The sequence below is a fragment of the Thermostichus sp. MS-CIW-34 genome, from assembly GCF_054060435.1.
Genome location: NZ_JBSSDE010000024.1, coordinates 1 through 15,861 on the forward strand (window position 1 = coordinate 1; position 15,861 = coordinate 15,861).

15 protein-coding genes and 2 pseudogenes are annotated in these 15,861 nt (G+C 58.6%); 12 read left to right on the plus strand and 5 right to left on the minus strand.

Annotation, left to right across the window (positions count from 1 at the left end):
• Positions 1–55 precede the first annotated feature (55 nt).
• Positions 56–514 carry a hypothetical protein gene (locus ACVWYY_RS09295; protein WP_457440345.1) on the minus strand — a complete coding sequence of 153 codons (459 nt, stop codon included), beginning with the start codon at positions 512–514 and terminating at the stop codon, positions 56–58.
• A 352-nt stretch (positions 515–866) separates the two neighbouring features.
• Entirely contained in the window at positions 867–1,301 is a 435-nt protein-coding gene (gene rbfA / locus ACVWYY_RS09300; RefSeq protein WP_414328963.1) for a 30S ribosome-binding factor RbfA, read from the minus strand.
• Positions 1,302–1,492: 191 nt separating this feature from the next.
• Here rbfA and ACVWYY_RS09305 point away from each other — a divergent pair, with 191 nt between their 5' ends.
• The 3 genes and pseudogenes from ACVWYY_RS09305 (at position 1,493) to ACVWYY_RS09315 (ending at position 4,365) form a co-directional block, all read left to right on the plus strand.
• The gene (locus ACVWYY_RS09305) at positions 1,493–1,708 is read left to right on the plus strand and encodes a hypothetical protein (protein ID WP_238376842.1); all 216 of its coding nucleotides are present in this window, start codon (positions 1,493–1,495) and stop codon (positions 1,706–1,708) included.
• A gap of 122 nt (positions 1,709–1,830) precedes the next feature.
• A complete protein-coding gene (locus ACVWYY_RS09310; RefSeq protein WP_457440347.1) occupies positions 1,831–3,294 on the plus strand; it encodes a cryptochrome/photolyase family protein in 1,464 nt (487 codons plus the stop codon).
• A 166-nt stretch (positions 3,295–3,460) separates the two neighbouring features.
• Positions 3,461–4,365: pseudogene (locus tag ACVWYY_RS09315) on the plus strand (IS630 transposase-related protein).
• 68 nt (positions 4,366–4,433) lie between these two features.
• Here ACVWYY_RS09315 and ACVWYY_RS09320 read toward each other — a convergent pair.
• Positions 4,434–5,693 (minus strand): molybdopterin molybdotransferase MoeA, encoded by a 1,260-nt coding sequence (locus ACVWYY_RS09320; RefSeq protein WP_457404124.1) that lies wholly within the window; start codon positions 5,691–5,693, stop codon positions 4,434–4,436.
• A gap of 332 nt (positions 5,694–6,025) precedes the next feature.
• On the opposite strand from ACVWYY_RS09320, the gene ACVWYY_RS09325 reads away from it, so the two are divergent.
• From ACVWYY_RS09325 to ACVWYY_RS09355, 7 genes are read left to right on the plus strand one after another with little or no spacing between them, the layout of a single operon-like run.
• Positions 6,026–6,388: a cation:proton antiporter subunit C gene (locus ACVWYY_RS09325; protein WP_414357739.1), complete on the plus strand. Its 363-nt coding sequence runs from the start codon at positions 6,026–6,028 to the stop codon at positions 6,386–6,388.
• Entirely contained in the window at positions 6,381–7,853 is a 1,473-nt protein-coding gene (locus ACVWYY_RS09330) for a cation:proton antiporter (protein ID WP_457393236.1), read from the plus strand. The genes ACVWYY_RS09325 and ACVWYY_RS09330 overlap by 8 nt, the downstream gene beginning before the upstream one ends.
• Positions 7,837–8,241, plus strand: coding sequence for a Na+/H+ antiporter subunit E (locus tag ACVWYY_RS09335; RefSeq protein WP_041436089.1), 405 nt, complete (start codon positions 7,837–7,839; stop codon positions 8,239–8,241). The genes ACVWYY_RS09330 and ACVWYY_RS09335 overlap by 17 nt, the downstream gene beginning before the upstream one ends.
• On the plus strand, positions 8,238–8,489 hold the full coding sequence (locus ACVWYY_RS09340) for a hypothetical protein (protein WP_011431878.1): 252 nt from the start codon (positions 8,238–8,240) through the stop codon (positions 8,487–8,489). The genes ACVWYY_RS09335 and ACVWYY_RS09340 overlap by 4 nt, the downstream gene beginning before the upstream one ends.
• Positions 8,490–8,508: 19 nt before the next feature.
• Positions 8,509–8,790 (plus strand): monovalent cation/H(+) antiporter subunit G, encoded by a 282-nt coding sequence (locus tag ACVWYY_RS09345; protein ID WP_011431879.1) that lies wholly within the window; start codon positions 8,509–8,511, stop codon positions 8,788–8,790.
• 9 nt (positions 8,791–8,799) lie between these two features.
• Positions 8,800–9,321, plus strand: a complete 522-nt coding sequence (locus ACVWYY_RS09350) for a DUF4040 domain-containing protein (RefSeq protein WP_414357736.1) — start codon at positions 8,800–8,802, stop codon at positions 9,319–9,321.
• Positions 9,318–9,998 carry a Na(+)/H(+) antiporter subunit B gene (locus tag ACVWYY_RS09355; protein ID WP_457404128.1) on the plus strand — a complete coding sequence of 227 codons (681 nt, stop codon included), beginning with the start codon at positions 9,318–9,320 and terminating at the stop codon, positions 9,996–9,998. Before ACVWYY_RS09350 ends, ACVWYY_RS09355 begins: the two co-directional genes overlap by 4 nt.
• 318 nt (positions 9,999–10,316) lie before the next feature.
• Here the strand turns inward: ACVWYY_RS09355 and ACVWYY_RS09360 are convergent.
• Both ACVWYY_RS09360 and ACVWYY_RS09365 read right to left on the minus strand, forming a co-directional pair.
• A pseudogene (locus tag ACVWYY_RS09360) lies at positions 10,317–10,730 on the minus strand (PIN domain-containing protein); the annotation flags it as partial.
• On the minus strand, positions 10,702–10,935 hold the full coding sequence (locus ACVWYY_RS09365) for a FitA-like ribbon-helix-helix domain-containing protein (protein WP_071818136.1): 234 nt from the start codon (positions 10,933–10,935) through the stop codon (positions 10,702–10,704). The gene ACVWYY_RS09365 and the pseudogene ACVWYY_RS09360, both read right to left, overlap by 29 nt.
• 278 nt (positions 10,936–11,213) lie before the next feature.
• Here ACVWYY_RS09365 and carB point away from each other — a divergent pair, with 278 nt between their 5' ends.
• Both carB and psbA read left to right on the plus strand, forming a co-directional pair.
• Positions 11,214–14,462, plus strand: coding sequence for a carbamoyl-phosphate synthase large subunit (carB, locus tag ACVWYY_RS09370; RefSeq protein ID WP_457404130.1), 3,249 nt, complete (start codon positions 11,214–11,216; stop codon positions 14,460–14,462).
• 339 nt (positions 14,463–14,801) lie between these two features.
• Positions 14,802–15,857 (plus strand): photosystem II q(b) protein, encoded by a 1,056-nt coding sequence (gene psbA / locus ACVWYY_RS09375; RefSeq protein ID WP_457404131.1) that lies wholly within the window; start codon positions 14,802–14,804, stop codon positions 15,855–15,857.
• The last annotated feature ends 4 nt before the right edge of the window (positions 15,858–15,861 follow it).

Below are 15,861 nucleotides of genomic sequence, written 5' to 3' on the forward strand. Positions count from 1 at the left end.
TCAGGACTTGGGTCATGGTTCTATCATAACTTCCGCATTCCTCCCGACACTGACCCTACGGGTACAGTGCGGGGCTCCTGCGATTTCTAGCTGAGTTTCCTCCTAGAGAATAGCTGAGGCCACAGTCGAACTCTTCTGCCAGCCGACAGACTTCCTTGAGATCTCCCACCGACCAAATGCTCCAACTGCTGCGAATTTGGTTATCCACCCACACTTCCACGCGGTTGCCTTCGATGTGAAGGATGCGCTTGGGCTGGGCTTCTGAAGGGCAGCCTGCAGGCTCGTCCAAGACCTCCGGCCCGCTTACGCGAAGGGAAGATTTTTGCCTCAAGGCCCCCAGAGCCGCCATGAGCTGCGGCAGAGCCAGCAAAAGGTGCTGAGTGGCCTGTTGGGGTTGCCCTTTCAAGCAGGAAACCAAAGCTTCGGTAACACTCTGGTTTAGGGCCTGCAGAGCTTGGAGTGGAGTAGCACCCCCTAGAGAGGGATCCGGTTGCAGTGGGCTTTGAACATCCATGAAAAGGCAGGAAAGGCATGGACAGCAACCTTACAGCCCTTTCGCAGGTTGACCACAACAACGCCGCTGCCCTTTGGAGCAGAGCGCTCTGGTTTGCGCAAGTGTGCCGCAGACATGGAGTCCTGTACGGATAGACGATCGGGGGAAGGGCTGTATAGCTCCCTTAAGCCTAACAAATCCAAAAACTTCAGGGCCTCCGGCCCGCTTACGCGAACGTCAAAAACTTTTCTTGGATGTTGTCCGCATTGCTGCAAAGCAAAGGCCCCTCTATCTAGTGGCCATCAAGGCAGATCCTTTGCTCTCTCGTGCAAAGCAGGCTGAGCTCCAGCGCGGATCCCTCGAAATGGTGCAACTATTCGCCGCTCGATTCGTTTTCTTCGCCCTCGGCGGTGTCCTCAACCCCAGCTTGGGATCCCTCCGGTTCCTGGGCCTCAGAGGTCTGTCTCAGTTGGTTAAGCAGAGCCAAAACGCGGGATCCCCGCTCCAAAGAGCGATCCTGCAAAAACACCACCGTTGGCACCCGTCGCAGGCTGAGGCGCTGGCCGATTTCCCGCCGCACAAAGGGTGTGGCCGCTGCTAGCCCTTCCATAGCTCGGTGTTGAGCTGTCTCATCCCCATAAATGCTGACGAAGATGCGGGCGTTTTGCAGGTCATTGGAAACCTCGACATCCACAATGCTGACCATCCCTGCCCCAACCCGGTCATCTTTGATCTCCGAGAGCAGGATTTGGCTGACCTCTCGTTTGATCAGCTCTGCTACCCGTGCCACCCGTCGCGCTGTCGCCATTTTTAGATACCTAGGCTAACATCATCCGCAAGCCTGCTCTGGCTGGTGTGGAGCTCAGCCCTTGCCGGCTCGATCCCAAGAACAGTAGCCAATGCTACGAGCATCTCTTCCTTCCACCTTTATCCTGAGTCCATGTCCATCTTGCCTTGAGTATGAATACCTAAAGCCATCGATGGATGGATGGAGACGTGATGATCAAGACGCCAGAGGCGCTGCGGCGCTCCATTGAGCAGTTTATGCTGAATGTGACGGAGCCGCTTGACCCGTTGCTTTCCCTGAAGCTGACTCAGCTGGTGGTGATGTTGGGGGATACAGCTTACGCGATGGGATACAGCGATGGCCAGCAAAAGCCAGAGGAGCGCTGCCGCTATTGTCCCAGTCGGGTGTTCGACAGTCTAGAGCTTTGATAGGGTTCTTCAAGGTTCTTTAGAATGTAGCTTCTGGCCGCCCCGGCTCCCAGCCTTGGGGGGAGTGAGTTGAAAGGGGCGGTGGCAACCGGCCAAGATGGGATCCCATTGCTTGGCAGCCTATGACTTCCCCCGTTTTGCTTTGGCATCGTCGCGATCTGCGGTTAGGGGACAACACAGCTCTTCATGAGGCAGCCCAGCGCAGCTCTCAGGTGGTGCCTGTCTTCATTTTCGACCCGCAGATGCTGAGACGGTCGGACATGGCCCCAGCTAGGGTGGCCTTTTTGCTTCAGGCTCTGCAAGAGCTCCAAGAGCGCTACGCCCAGATGGGGATCCCACTGATCTGGCGGCTGGGGGATCCCTCGGTGGAGTTGCGGTGCTTGGCCACAGACCTGGGAGCCAGGGCCGTGTTTTGGAATGCCGATGGGGAGCCGTTCGCCCTACAGCAAGAGAGTCGAGTGCAGGCCAGTTTGGCCGCAGCCGGGATCCAGTCCTTCTCCTACCAAGATATGCTGCTGCACGGGCCGGGGGAAGTGTTGACCCAGGCGGGGGAGCCCTATTCGGTCTTCACTCCCTTCTGGCGCAGGTGGGCGAGCTTGCCCAAGCGGGATCCCTACCCAACCCCCGAGGGTCTGCAGCCGGTATCGGGACTAAAAGCGCAGCCTCTACCGACTTTGGCAGATTTGGGCTTTGTCTGCGACCAGCGGATCCCAGCAGCGGGGGAAGCAGCGGCTCAAGCCCTTTTGGAAGACTTTTGTCAGGGTTTGCGCATTTTGGACTACGAGCGAGCCCGCAACTTCCCGGCTGAGCCGGGCACTTCTCTACTGAGCCCCCACTTGTGTTGGGGAACCCTCGGCATTCGCCAGGTTTGGCAGGCCACGCGAGAAGTAGAGGCCGAGGTGCGCAGCGAAGAAGCCGAAAGCAGCTTGCAAACTTGGCGGCAGGAGCTGTGCTGGCGAGAGTTTTACAAGCATGTCTTGGCCCACTGGCCCCACGTGGAAACCGGAGCCTATCGACGAGCCTTCGACGCCCTGGAGTGGGACAATCGGCAGGACTGGTTTCAGGCTTGGTGTGCGGGGCAGACGGGATACCCCATTGTGGATGCGGCCATGCGCCAACTGAACGAAACCGGCTGGATGCACAACCGCTGCCGCATGATTGTAGCCAGCTTTTTAACCAAGGATCTGCTCATCGATTGGCGCTGGGGAGAACGCTACTTTATGCAAAAGCTGGTGGATGGGGATCTGGCGGCCAATAACGGCGGTTGGCAGTGGAGCGCCGGTGTGGGCACGGATCCCAAGCCCCTGCGCATTTTCAACCCGGCCAACCAAGCGGCCCGCTATGACCCGGAAGGAGAGTACATCCGCCGCTATCTGCCGGAGCTGGCAGGGCTGGATACGCCGGCTCTGCTGTGGGTGGGGGATGACCCCAAGGGATCCTGGGCTTTGCGGGAACGGCGAAGCTGTGGCTATCCGGATCCCATTGTGGATCACAAGGTGCAGCAGCAGGCGTTCAAACGGCGCTACCAGGCGGTGCAGCAGGCCTACTCTAGGTCTGTTCGAGACGGTCTCCCCCCTCCTTCCTAGTCCTCTGTGCCGCTGCCCCCTCTCTCGACGACGGCAGACAAAAGGCAAGACAGGTGCCATTTGAAATGACCACAAAGCAGGTCTGTGTAGTTGTAGTCAATTCAGTTGACAATGAGACGGTGTTAAAGGCAAGATGACGTGGGGGTAGACCTCAGGAGGAAGCTTCATGACCTATAGCTTAGACCTGAGAGAGAGAGTCGTAGGGTATGTCCAGGAAGGGGGCAGCCCCACTGCAGCTGCACAGATGTACAAAGTCAGTCGTGCAACGGTTTATCGCTGGCTGAACCGAGAAGACCTGAGGCCGACAAAAGTCAAGACTCGGAAGCGAAAGATAGACTTGGTCGCTCTGCAGCAAGACGTAGAACAGTACCCAGAAGCTCGACTGAAGGATAGAGCTCAGAGGTTTGGCGTCCATCCCAGCGCTATTTACTATGCTCTTAGGAAGATGAAAACAACGCGAAAAAAAAGAGTTAAGGCACCGAGAGCGGGATTGGCAAGAGAGAATCCAAGAGAGAATCAACGACTCTAGGGTCTTGAGGGAGTTGGTTCAGAAGTATGGAAGTGAGAGTTTAGCTTACAATGGGCTCTGCACCGCTGACGCGAATGATGAGAGAATGACGAGACAGGGTTTGGGGAGATACGCACCTGTTTTATGCTTGGCCAAAGAGAGGGGAGAAAGTTTATGGGAAGAGAGAGAGCTGAGTAGCCGGTAGGAGGAAGGAGAGAGGGGGTTTGATAGCCCCGACGCTTTTTCAAGTAGCTCGAATGCGGAAGAATTTGAGGGACACTAAATGCCGAGTTTGGAGAGGACATCTGTATTGACTCTGGGCAATGGGCCGATTCAAAGGCCTAGGGCCTGCTCGGCGAACGGAAGGGAAGGATAAAGGATTTGATGAAAGCGGCAGGGCAGGAGGTGGTTTTTTGCTGAGGCCCTCGCCAGACTTGAATGAGATTGAGGGTGACTTTAGTGCTCTCAAGAGGGCAAGGATGCATGCTGATAGAGGAACTTCTGTGGATGAAGTGATAGGGCCTGCGGTCCGCTGTTGCAGACGGAACTGTTGTACTGGCTAGCGTCTCATTGTTATTTGGATTGACTATGGCGGCTATTCCAGCAGCAGCGAGAGGAGGGCTAGGGATCTTCAGGGCAGTTGCAGCACCTGAACGGGCGAACCAGCAGGGATCTGGGTTGTCCCTACTGGCAGCACAGCCAAGGCATTACAGCCGGCCAGACTGATGAGATTGCCGGAATTGAGGTTGGCGGCGGGCTGAAATTGGATCCCTTCGGGCTTGACCTGCAGCCGTCCCCAGAGGTAGTGTTCCCGCTGACCGTCGGCATGCAGATCCACCGGGCTGAAGGCGGAGAGGATCTGCCAGTAGGGGGGCAGGGATCCGCCCATTTTTCGCAGGGCCGGGTGCAAAAAGCGCCAGAAGGTCACCAGGGCAGAGGCAGGGTTGCCCGGCAGGCCAAAGTAGAGCTTGGGGGGGCCGTGGGGATTGGGAAAACGAGCCACCGTCAGGGGTTTGCCCGGCTTGATGGCCACGCTGCGGATGAAAATCTCGCCTCCCAACTCCTCCAGCACCTTTTCCACCAGGTCAAAATCCCCCACCGATACCCCTCCGGAAGAGATCACCCCATCGGCGGAGGCCAGGGCCTGCTGGACGACCTGCCGCAACACCTGGAGCCGATCCGGCACGATGCCCAACTGGATCGGGATCCCACCCGCTGCCTTGACCAGAGCCGCCAGGCCGTACTGGTTGGAATCCACGACCTGCCCCGGCCCCGGCACCTGCTGGATGGGCACTAGCTCATCCCCTGTCGAGAACAGGGCTACCCGGGGCTGACGAAACACCGGCACCATCGCCTGTCGGATGGCGGCCAAAACGGCTAGCTCCGCTCCGCCCAAAGCCTGCCCTGCCGGCAGGAGGGGATCCCCCTGGCGGGCAAAGTCTCCCTGAGGCCGGACAAATTGGCCCCGCTGCGGACGCTGCAAGAGGCGAACGGTTCCTGGCGAAGGTTGCTGCGTGTCTTCCTGCATCACCACGGTGTCCGCACCGCTGGGCAAGAGGGAGCCGGTGTAGAGACGCACCGCTTGTCCAGGCTGGAGCTCTCGGGTGGGTGCCTTTCCGGCGGGGAGAGTCTCAATCACCTGCAGCTCACAAGGGATCCCCGCTTGCACATCTTCATGGCGCACGGCATAGCCATCCATACTGGAGGTGGGATGGGCCGGAAAATCCTGGGGGCTATACACAGTTTGGCTGAGAACGCGGCCTTGGGCGGATCCCAGCTCCACCCACTCTGGGCCCAGCGGCTGAACCGCCTGCAAAATCAGGGCTTCTGCTTCCGCCACCGGCAGCATCACGGCTTTTAAACCCCCTTCTCCAACACCTTTCTTCAGCATCCAGAAGTCGGTTCCGCCAAGGCCATTAAATTACAACTTAAACTGCGAACAGCAGCCATGAATTCCGACCTTGGCATGAGAGGTGTATGACCAGGATCCCACCAAGCTCCAGAGCTGGCAAGAAGTCGCAGCAAGTTGCCCATTGGGAGCTGCAGCTCTTTCGAATTCGGGATCCCGGTCTTGCTGGGGAGATGGGGATCCCGGCAGCGTTGCAGCCGGCCACAGGCTATCTGGCTGCCGCGGCTGCGGAAGCTGGATACTGGTCACGTAGCGGGCGTAGCCTTAGAACGACTGAGCGACCAGATAGCTCGAGCGCAGCAAGCGAGGTGTCCATGTTAAGTGCCGCCGTCATCCTCACGATCTTCCTTGGCTTCTGGGGAGTCGTGGTCAAGCGCAACCTCATTATGAAGATCCTGTCTATGGATGTCATGAGCACCGGGGTCATCGCCTTCTTCGTGATCTGGGCAGCCCGGAGCGGTGTGTTCACCCCCATCTACAAACCCTGGCGCGAGCTGGACTATGCCGACCCGGTGCCTCAGGGGATCATCCTCACGGCCATCGTCATTGGCCTATCGGTACAAGCCTTGATGTTGGTGGGGGTGATGAAGCTCTCCCGCAATCATCCCACCCTCGAAGTCGAGAGCATCGAACAGGCAGTCGCGTCAGGGGCGCAGAGCACTTCTACCGATGACTGAGCTGACGCTGGTATGGGTGGCGCTGCCCTTTCTGCTGGCCTTCACAACCTACTTGATGCCAGCCCTAACCCGTCCCAGCTTGGTGGGGATGGCCGCGCTGACGGTGGCCTATGCGGTGCAGCAGGGGGGCTTGCCCGGCACAACCGCTGCGCCCTTGGAGCTGCAGCTTTTGGATCACTTCGGGGTGACGCTGCGGATCGATGCCAATGGAGCAGCGATGCTCTTGGCCCACGGCCTGGTCACGCTGGGGGTGGCGCTGTATTTGGATAGACGCTTTGCGGGCAGCCGCTTTCTGGCCATGCAGCTACTGATCGTGCACGGTAGCGCCAACGCCGTCATCATCAGTGCTGACCTGATCAGCGTCTACGTTTCCCTGGAGGTGCTCAGCATCGGCGTGTTTTTGCTGCTGACCTACGGGCGGCGGGCTGAGGGCCAACCCACAGTGGAAGAAAATGCTCCGCACCGCGATCGCCAGCTCTGGGTGGGGCTGCGCTACCTTTTCATGAGCAATGTGGCCATGCTCTTCTACCTGATGGGCGCAATCCTGGTCTATGTGCGCACGGGATCCCTGGCGATGAGCAGTTTGGCTATGGCCGACCCCACGGCCTTGGCGCTGATTGCTGTGGGTCTTTTGGCCAAGGGGGCGATCTTCGTTGCCGGCCTGTGGCTGCCCCTCACCTACGTTACCGCGGATCCCGTTGTTGCGGCGGTGCTCAGCGGTTTTACGACCAAAGCAGGAGCCATGGCTTTGGTGCGCTGCAGCGAGGCTTCGCCGGTCTTGGCCCAGGGGTTGCCCTACTTGAGCGCTGGTTCAGCCGTTTTCGGGATCCTACTGGCCTTGATGGCGAGCACGCCCCAGCACCTTCTCGCCTGGAGCTCGGTATCGCAGATGGGATTTGTGATTGCTGCCCCTCAATGGGCAGGTTTGTACGGTCTTGCCCATGGGTTGGCAAAGCCCTTGCTGTTTGTTGGAACAAGCGTGACCCATCCCTGGCGTTGGCCGATGCTGCTCTTAGGGACGGCTTCCCTGGCAGGGGTACCCGGCAGTTTGGGGTATGCGGCCAAGGCCCTCAGCTTGTCTGCTCTGGATCCCTGGCACGAGTGGCTGCTGGTGGGGGTTACCGTCGGCACCACTTGTTTAGGCGTGCGAGTGCTGCGGGCACCTGTTTCTCCAATGAAGGGGGCAACCACCTCTGCAACTCCTTGGCAAGATAAAGTGGCACTGGTGCTTTGGGGTGGGGGCTTGCTCTGGGGCTGGCTACCGGCGGCCTATGGCGCTGACAATCTTCTCAAGGCGCTCCTCAGTTTGGGCGTTGGGATCCCCCTAGGCTGGTTTTGGGAGCGGATCCCTTTGAAGGGAGGGTCGGTGAACGAAGGGCTGGAAGCAGTGGTGGGCGGCTTGAGCATAGTGTTGGTGCTGGTTTGGGCTCTGTTAGCTGTGGGGAACTATGGGACGCTACCCTGAGTTGGGTCTATTGGAGATCGGCCTGCGCCTCTTGATTTGGTTTCTGCTGACGGGCAATCTGAGCTGGGACAATGTGGCCATCGGGGTGGCGGCAACGTTGCTGCTGCCGCGCCAGGCTTCCGCACCGGTGCAATGGCGGGATTGGGGGCGAGTGCTCCAGGAAATTCTTCTCGCCATCCCAAGAGCCTACTGGGAAGCCTTCGAGATGATCCTCAAGCCCCACACTGTTGAGGAAGTTGTATACAAACAAACCCTGCCCAACCGTTCAGCAGGGCTGGTGTTTCTGGATATTTTTTTAATTACCTTCACGCCCAAAACCATCGTGCTCAATTGCAATGCCCAAGGCACTTATGAAGTCCATGTGCTCAAGCCGCGGGAGGACGTGTGAACCTACTGCTGTTTCTCCTGACCCTAACGCTGTGCTTGCCCCTGTATGCCGCTTGGCTGAAGGAAGATATTTGGCAGACGATGCTCGCCTTTGCCAGCTTGGCCACAAAGACGGCCATCCTGATTTTGGTGGTGTCGGTGGTGCGGGATGATTGGATGATCGGGATTGTGGGGGTTTTGATTTTGTCGGTGGGCAATGCGGCCTTAATGCTCTTGGCTCATGTACTGAAACGGCTGGAAATGCTTTAGAAAGGCCCTGGGGGTAGGTATGGAAGTCTGGGTGGAAGGTCTGAGCTATCTGTTGTTTGGGATTGGTGTGCTGTTTTGGTTGTGGGGAACGGCGCCGCTCCTTGGGGATCGCTCGATTTTATTTAAGCTGCACGGCCTTTCGGTGTCGGACACCCTGGGCTCGATGAGCATCATGCTGGGGCTGCTGTTGCGGATCCCACGGGAATGGCCCCTGTTGGTGTTGGCACTGATCTCCCTGGCTATTTGGAATACCATTCTGGGCTATGTGCTGGCGTTTTGCTCGCAGCGCAAGTCCCTGTAGGAGACCAGGATGGAAGAGACCCTGTTGCTGGTGATGGCGTTGCTTCTGCCCCTGACGGCGAGCCTGGTGGTGACCCAGACCAATCCCTATCACGCCCTGGTGATGCGAGGGATCCTGGGGACGATTGCCGCCCTGATCTATGCGCTGTTTGGGGCGGCGGATGTGGCCCTGACCGAGGCACTGGTGGGCACCATGCTTTCTATTACCCTCTACGCCATTGCGGTGCGCTCTTCGCTGAGCATGCGCCTGGGCGTTCTCGAAGGCAGCCCTGTGCTGGAGGCCAGTACCTCAGCAGCACGGCAGTTGTTACAGCAGATGCGCCAAGGGCTACAGCGGTATCACATGCGCTTGGAGTTGGCCGCCTATGGGAGTTCGGAGGCGTTGGTGGCTGCTCTTCGCAGCCGAGAGGTACACACCATTGCCCTTGAGCCCGGTGGAGAAGCAGCAGAGTATCGCCTGGTTACACGCGTACCCCGCCTGCAGGCCATTTTGGCGCAGCAAGCTCTGGCCGCTGAGGTGATGGCGACATGAAGTGGGTGTACGGGATAGCGGTGCTGCTGGCAGCCCTACAGCTCATTGTGGGCGAGGCGGGATCCGTTTCCCCCAATCGCGCAGCGGGCGTAGCTTTAGTCGAGGCAGTGGAGATTCTGGCCAGCGAAAGCGGTGTGCCCAACACGGTGACGGGTCTCATTCTGCGCAACCGCCTCTACGATACGGTCTTTGAAGTGGTGGTGTTTTCTACGGCGATTTTGGGCGCCCAATACCTGCTGGCGGATGAGCAGCCGACGGCCAATGTAGCTCAATTTACCGATATTCCCTCGATTGTGTTGGCGCGAGTGGGGGCCACCATTTCGGCTTTGATTGCGGTGGAGCTGGCCATTCGAGGGCACCTGACGCCGGGCGGGGGCTTTGCTGCTGGGGTGGCAGGAGGGACAGCCATTGGCTTGGTGGCGATCACCGCCTCTTCCGCCTGGATGGAGGCCATCTACAAACGGTGGCGGGCTGCGATGTGGGAGAAGCTGTCGGTGGTGACGTTTATCGGGGTGGCTGTGATGGCTCTGGCCGGCTGGGAATTGCCCAGAGGGGAGTTGGGAGCTCTGTTTAGCGGCGGCTGGATCCCGATTCTCAATATTCTGGTGGCGATCAAAGTGGCGCTGGGATCCTGGGCGGCAGTTTTGATCTTTATTCGCTACCGCGGCTTGTTATGAGGGTCTAAATGGGTTAACAAAGGAGGGGCGCGGGGAGCTATAAGTCCCGCGCTGTATGCAAAGCATCAGCGTCGGGATACATGGACTCCCCGCACTTGTCGATTCTCTCGATGGGATAAGACAAGTATTTACCATCAGCCATGGCCTGTGCAACAATGCAGTATAGTACCCAGGGACTCTGGGGAACGGAAACCGCCTGCCAAGTCGGTCTGTCGGGGGTCTATGACCTACGATAAGTGGCGTGGGGCAGGAATGCCTAACCGCGAGGTTAGGAAGCCCGCACTGTACCCGTAGGGTCAGCGTCGGGAGGATGTCACTGAGAGGTACCCCTGTCCCGGCAAAATCACGGACATTGCGAGTAACCAGGGTAAGTCCGTAAACCAAGGCTGTAGCAGCCAGTTGTTTGTCAATCGCATTTTGAGAGTGAGGTACGCACAGGCTTCCCCATACCTGGGCTTCGGTAATTGTGAAATCAAGAATGTGATCGGCATAGTCATCGACAACCGTTTGCAGCCACCTCTCCAGAAGGTTGGCTTGCAGATGATCGCCGCGATCGCGCATGAGTTCAACGCCTCGGCGGAGTTCGCCCAGCGTGATCACGCTGATGTAGATGCGGGCCTCTTGCTCAATGGCAGTTTGAAGAAATTCTTGAACCCCGGAGTTGGCTTGACTGTGTTTGCGCAGCTCACTGATGACGTTAGTGTCAAGCAAATACGTCATGGGCAGTGTTATCTTGCACCCGCTCAAAGTCTGAATCGTTGCCAACGTTAGGTATCGATCTGAGCACTTCGGCAAAGGACTGTTTCGCAGGCTGGAGTAAGACTTGCTCTAGGATTTTGCGGTGTTCGGCCTCTGCACTAACGCCGTGACGACTAGCCCTTTGTTTGAGAGCTTTGACAATGGCTTCGTCAACATTGCGAACAATTAACGTGGCCATAGAGCGTTTCCTCGATCGGCAGATCCCTGGGCGGCTTTGCTGCGACGATAGCATTGACATCATCTAAAGTTCAAGTTTTCCCGTCTATTGATACTGATGAAGAAGCTGCCCTTTTGCGGGTTGCCCCAGAGAACTCCTGCCTGCCAGGGATCCAAGCTCTGCCTGCTGTGCATAGCCTTTGAAAGCGCAACACTCAAAAAAGAGGGATCCCGATGAGCAACTTGACCTGCAGGTGACCTCTACAATAGAAGGCTGACTCTGCCACCTCTGGGATCCCTATGCCGCGCCGCACCGATATCCACAAAATCTTGCTCATTGGAGCGGGGCCGATCGTCATTGGCCAAGCCTGTGAGTTCGACTACTCGGGCACCCAAGCCTGCAAAGCCCTGCGGGAAGAGGGCTATGAGGTCGTTTTGGTCAACTCTAACCCCGCCACCATCATGACGGATCCCAGTATGGCGGAGCGCACCTACATCGAGCCGGTGACGGTGGACTTTGTGGCCAAAATTATCGAGCGGGAGCGCCCTGATGCTTTGCTGCCCACCATGGGCGGCCAGACGGCCCTCAACGTGGCGGTGCAACTGGCCCAGCAAGGGATCCTGGAGCAGTACGGGGTGGAGTTGATTGGGGCCAAGCGGGAGGCCATTGAAAAAGCCGAAGACCGGGATCTCTTCAAGCAAGCCATGCAGCGGATTGGCTTGGCCGTGCCCCGCTCTGGTCTGGCCCACACCCTGGAAGAAGCCAAGCAGATTGCCCAGGAGATCGGCTATCCCCTCATCATCCGCCCGGCCTATACCCTGGGGGGCACCGGTGGTGGGGTGGCTTACAACCAGGAGGAGTTTGAAGAGATCTGCGCTGCCGGCTTGGAGGCCAGCCCCGTTTCCCAAATCTTGGTGGAAGAATCGGTCATCGGCTGGAAGGAGTTTGAGCTGGAGGTGATGCGGGATCTGGCGGATAACGTGGTGATCATCTGCTCCATAGAAAACATCGACCCGATGGGGGTGCACACTGGCGACTCCATCACCGTGGCCCCGGCCCAAACCCTCACCGACAAGGAATACCAGCGGCTGCGGGACTATGCCATCGCCATCATGCGCGAAATTGGCGTAGAGACCGGGGGATCCAACGTGCAATTTGCCGTCAACCCTGCCAACGGCGAGGTGCGGGTGATCGAGATGAACCCGCGGGTCTCCCGCTCTTCTGCTTTGGCCAGCAAGGCCACCGGCTTTCCCATCGCCAAAATTGCCGCCAAATTGGCAGTGGGCTACACGCTGCCGGAGATCCCCAACGACATCACCCGCAAAACTCCGGCCAGCTTCGAGCCCACCATCGACTATGTGGTCACCAAGATCCCTCGCTTTGCTTTTGAAAAATTCCCCGGCGCAGAGCCGGTTCTCACCACCCAGATGAAATCGGTGGGGGAGGCGATGGCCATTGGCCGCACTTTTCAAGAATCCATCCAGAAGGCCCTGCGCTCTTTGGAAATCGACCGTCCCGGTTTTGGCAGCGATAGGCCGGAGGTTTTCCCCAAGCCGGAGGAAGTGCGGGCCAACCTGCGCACCCCCAACCCCTTCCGCCTGCTCACCATCCGCACCGCTCTGCTCATGGGCTTTTCTGCCCAGGAGATTGCCCAGCTCACCCACATCGATCCCTGGTTTATCGACAAGCTACAGGAGTTGGTGGAGGTGGAGCAAGCCCTCAAGGGGCGGGAGCTGGGATCCCTGAGCGCTGACGACTTGAGACACCTCAAGCAAATGGGCTTCAGCGACCGACAAATTGCCCACCTCACTGGATCCACGGAACATCAGGTGCGGGCCTGCCGCAAAAGCCTGGGGGTGATCCCCACCTACAAAACTGTAGATACCTGCGCCGCCGAATTTGAGGCTGCTACCCCCTACCAGTACTCTACCTACGAGAGCGAGTCGGAGATTTTCCCGGCCCGCAAAGAGAAGGTGATGATCTTGGGAGGTGGCCCCAACCGCATCGGCCAGGGGATCGAATTCGACTACTGCTGTTGTCATGCTGCCTTTGCCCTCAGCCGCCTGGGTTACGAAGCGATCATGGTCAACTCCAACCCGGAAACCGTTTCCACCGACTACGACACCGCTGATCGCCTCTATTTTGAGCCGCTCACCCATGAAGAGGTGATGAACTTGGTGGATGCTGAGCAGCCGGTCGGCCTGATCGTGCAATTTGGCGGTCAAACTCCCCTCAAGCTGGCGCAGGGGCTGGCGGCAGCCCAGGCTCCCATCTGGGGAACTTCCCCCGATTCCATCGACATTGCTGAGGATCGGGGGCGCTTCGAGCGCATCTTGCGGGAGTTGGATATTCGCCAGCCGGCCAACGGCATCGCCCGCAGCGTGGAAGAAAGCCTGGAAATTGCCCGCCGCATCGGCTATCCGGTGGTGGTGCGGCCCAGCTACGTCTTGGGGGGACGGGCTATGGAGATCGTCTATTCCGACCAAGACCTGCAGCGCTACATGCAACTGGCGGTGGCGGTGGATCCGGATCGTCCGGTGCTGGTGGATCAGTTCCTGGAAGAGGCGGTGGAGGTGGATGTGGATGCCATTGCCGACCGCACCGGCGCTGTTACCATCGGCGGCATTCTGGAGCACATCGAGCAGGCCGGGATCCACTCGGGCGATTCGGCCTGTGTATTGCCCAGCCGCACCCTCAGCCCCGAGGTGCTGCGGGTGATCCGCGAGTGGACGGTGAAGTTGGCCCAAGCTCTGAAGGTGGTGGGCCTGATCAACGTGCAATACGCCGTCCAAAAAGGTCAAGTCTATATCCTGGAGGCCAATCCGCGCGCCTCCCGCACCGTCCCCTTTGTCAGCAAGGCCATCGGCCATCCGCTGGCAGACTACGCTGCTCAAGTGATGAGCGGCAAAACCCTAGCCGAGCTGGGCTTTACCCAGGAGGTGATCCCCTCCCACATTGCCGTCAAAGAAGCGGTTTTGCCCTTCCACAAGTTTCCCGGCACCGATACGCTGCTGGGGCCGGAGATGCGCTCCACCGGCGAGGTGATGGGCATTGACACGGACTTTGGCCGCGCTTACGCCAAAGCCCAACTGGCGGCGGGGCAGAATCTGCCTCTCCAGGGGACGGTGTTCATCAGCGTCAGCGACCGGGATAAACAGGCGGTCATCCCGGTAGCCCGCGAGTTTGTGGAGCTGGGCTTTCGCCTATTGGCCACCGAAGGAACCCAAAAGGTTTTGGCCGAGCACGGGATCCCGGTGGACAAAGTCCTCAAGCTGCACGAGGGACGGCCCCACGTCATCGACGCCATCAAAAATCACCAGATTCAGCTCATTATCAACACCCCTTCCGGTGTCGAGGCGCAGCAAGATGGCCAAAAGATCCGCCGCACTGCCCTGGCCTACAAGATCCCTCTGGTGACAACCCTGGCAGGGGCCAAAGCCACTGCGGCTGCCATCCGTGCTTTGCAGTCGGGATCCCTGCAGGTGAAGTGCTTGCAGGATTTTTTTCCACCCAGGAATGCCCCAAGCAAACTTCTGGAAGCCCCATGAAGAGCCCATAGGGTCTTGCCGGCAGGAGAAAAAGCGGATCCTGAACGACTTCTCTTTCTTGAACCCATTCTTGAGAAACATCTGCTCGAGCTTGGCTGCCATCAACTGCCGGGAAGCTCTCAAAGATATCCCAATTGCAACAGGCGGGTGCTGATTTGTATCGACAAATCCATTTTTTTCACATTCCCGTTGCGGAAGTTAGGGATCCCTGTCGGCGTCCCTAAAACTGTCTAGCCTGAAAGAAGGAGACGCTTTTGGCGGTCGGCGCGGGAAGAGTTTTGCCCCGTTCAAGGAAGCCGACAAAGCAAAGAATGGTTTTGTCTCTTTAGGAGTTGGCCTATGAGTACGGTAATTCGCCGCTCCTTGGCTGCGCGGCAGCTCTGGAGTTGGAATGGCTTTTGCCAATGGATAACCAGCACCGAAAACCGGCTTTACATCGGCTGGTTTGGCGTATTGATGATCCCGACCTTGTTGGCAGCAGCCTTTTGTTTTGTAATCGCTTTTATTGCTGCTCCGCCGGTGGATGTGGATGGGATCCGCGAGCCGGTGATCGGCTCTTTGATAGGGGGGAACAATCTCATCTCGGCGGCGGTGGTGCCCACGTCGGCGGCCATCGGCTTGCACTTTTATCCCATTTGGGAAGCCGCCTCTTTGGATGAATGGCTCTACAACGGCGGCCCCTACCAACTGATCGTGCTCCATTTCCTGATCGGGGTGTGGTGCTATCTGGGCCGGCAATGGGAGCTGAGCTATCGCTTGGGTATGCGCCCCTGGATTGCGGTGGCGTTTTCCGCTCCGGCGGCGGCGGCTACGGCAGTGCTCTTGGTCTACCCCATCGGCCAGGGCAGTTTCTCGGAAGGCTTGCCCCTGGGGATCGCCGGCACCTTCTACTTCATGCTGGCTTTCCAGGCGGAGCACAACATCCTCATGCACCCTGCTAGCTGGCTGGGGGTGGCCGGCGTCTTTGGCGGCGCTCTGCTGGCCTCCCTGCACGGCTCCCTGGTGATCTCCAGCCTAATCCGCGAGACCTCGGAAGAAGAGTCACAAAATGCCGGCTACCGCTTCGGGCAGGAGGAAGTCACCTACAACTTCCTGGCCGGGCACTACGCGTTCTTGGGGCGGCTGGGGTTCCCCGGCCTGGGCCTGAGAAACAGCCGTTCCGTCCACTTCTGGATGGCGGCCCTGCCCACAGTGGGGATTTGGGCGGCGGCAATAGGTATCGGCATAATGGCCTTTAACTTGAACGGCTTGAACTTCAACCAGTCCATCCTGGACAGCCAGGGCCGCTTCATCCCCACCTACGCCGATCTCCTCAACCGCGCCAATCTGGGGATCCAGGTGATGCACGCCCCCAACGCCCATCATTTTCCCTTGCTGCTGGCGGCCAGACCCTGAGGCA

Bases quoted from the DNA above. Each gene is read 5' to 3' on its own strand.
- ACVWYY_RS09320 (WP_457404124.1), bottom strand. From the start codon at position 5,693: ATGCTGAAGAAAGGTGTTGGAGAAGGGGGTTTAAAAGCCGTGATGCTG.
- ACVWYY_RS09310 (WP_457440347.1), top strand. From the start codon at position 1,831: ATGACTTCCCCCGTTTTGCTTTGGCATCGTCGCGATCTGCGGTTAGGG.
- psbA (WP_457404131.1), top strand. From the start codon at position 14,802: ATGAGTACGGTAATTCGCCGCTCCTTGGCTGCGCGGCAGCTCTGGAGT.
- ACVWYY_RS09295 (WP_457440345.1), bottom strand. From the start codon at position 514: ATGGATGTTCAAAGCCCACTGCAACCGGATCCCTCTCTAGGGGGTGCT.
- ACVWYY_RS09335 (WP_041436089.1), top strand. From the start codon at position 7,837: ATGGGACGCTACCCTGAGTTGGGTCTATTGGAGATCGGCCTGCGCCTC.
- ACVWYY_RS09350 (WP_414357736.1), top strand. From the start codon at position 8,800: ATGGAAGAGACCCTGTTGCTGGTGATGGCGTTGCTTCTGCCCCTGACG.
- ACVWYY_RS09365 (WP_071818136.1), bottom strand. From the start codon at position 10,935: ATGGCCACGTTAATTGTTCGCAATGTTGACGAAGCCATTGTCAAAGCT.
- ACVWYY_RS09305 (WP_238376842.1), top strand. From the start codon at position 1,493: ATGATCAAGACGCCAGAGGCGCTGCGGCGCTCCATTGAGCAGTTTATG.
- ACVWYY_RS09330 (WP_457393236.1), top strand. From the start codon at position 6,381: ATGACTGAGCTGACGCTGGTATGGGTGGCGCTGCCCTTTCTGCTGGCC.
- ACVWYY_RS09355 (WP_457404128.1), top strand. From the start codon at position 9,318: ATGAAGTGGGTGTACGGGATAGCGGTGCTGCTGGCAGCCCTACAGCTC.
- ACVWYY_RS09325 (WP_414357739.1), top strand. From the start codon at position 6,026: ATGTTAAGTGCCGCCGTCATCCTCACGATCTTCCTTGGCTTCTGGGGA.
- rbfA (WP_414328963.1), bottom strand. From the start codon at position 1,301: ATGGCGACAGCGCGACGGGTGGCACGGGTAGCAGAGCTGATCAAACGA.
- ACVWYY_RS09345 (WP_011431879.1), top strand. From the start codon at position 8,509: ATGGAAGTCTGGGTGGAAGGTCTGAGCTATCTGTTGTTTGGGATTGGT.
- carB (WP_457404130.1), top strand. From the start codon at position 11,214: ATGCCGCGCCGCACCGATATCCACAAAATCTTGCTCATTGGAGCGGGG.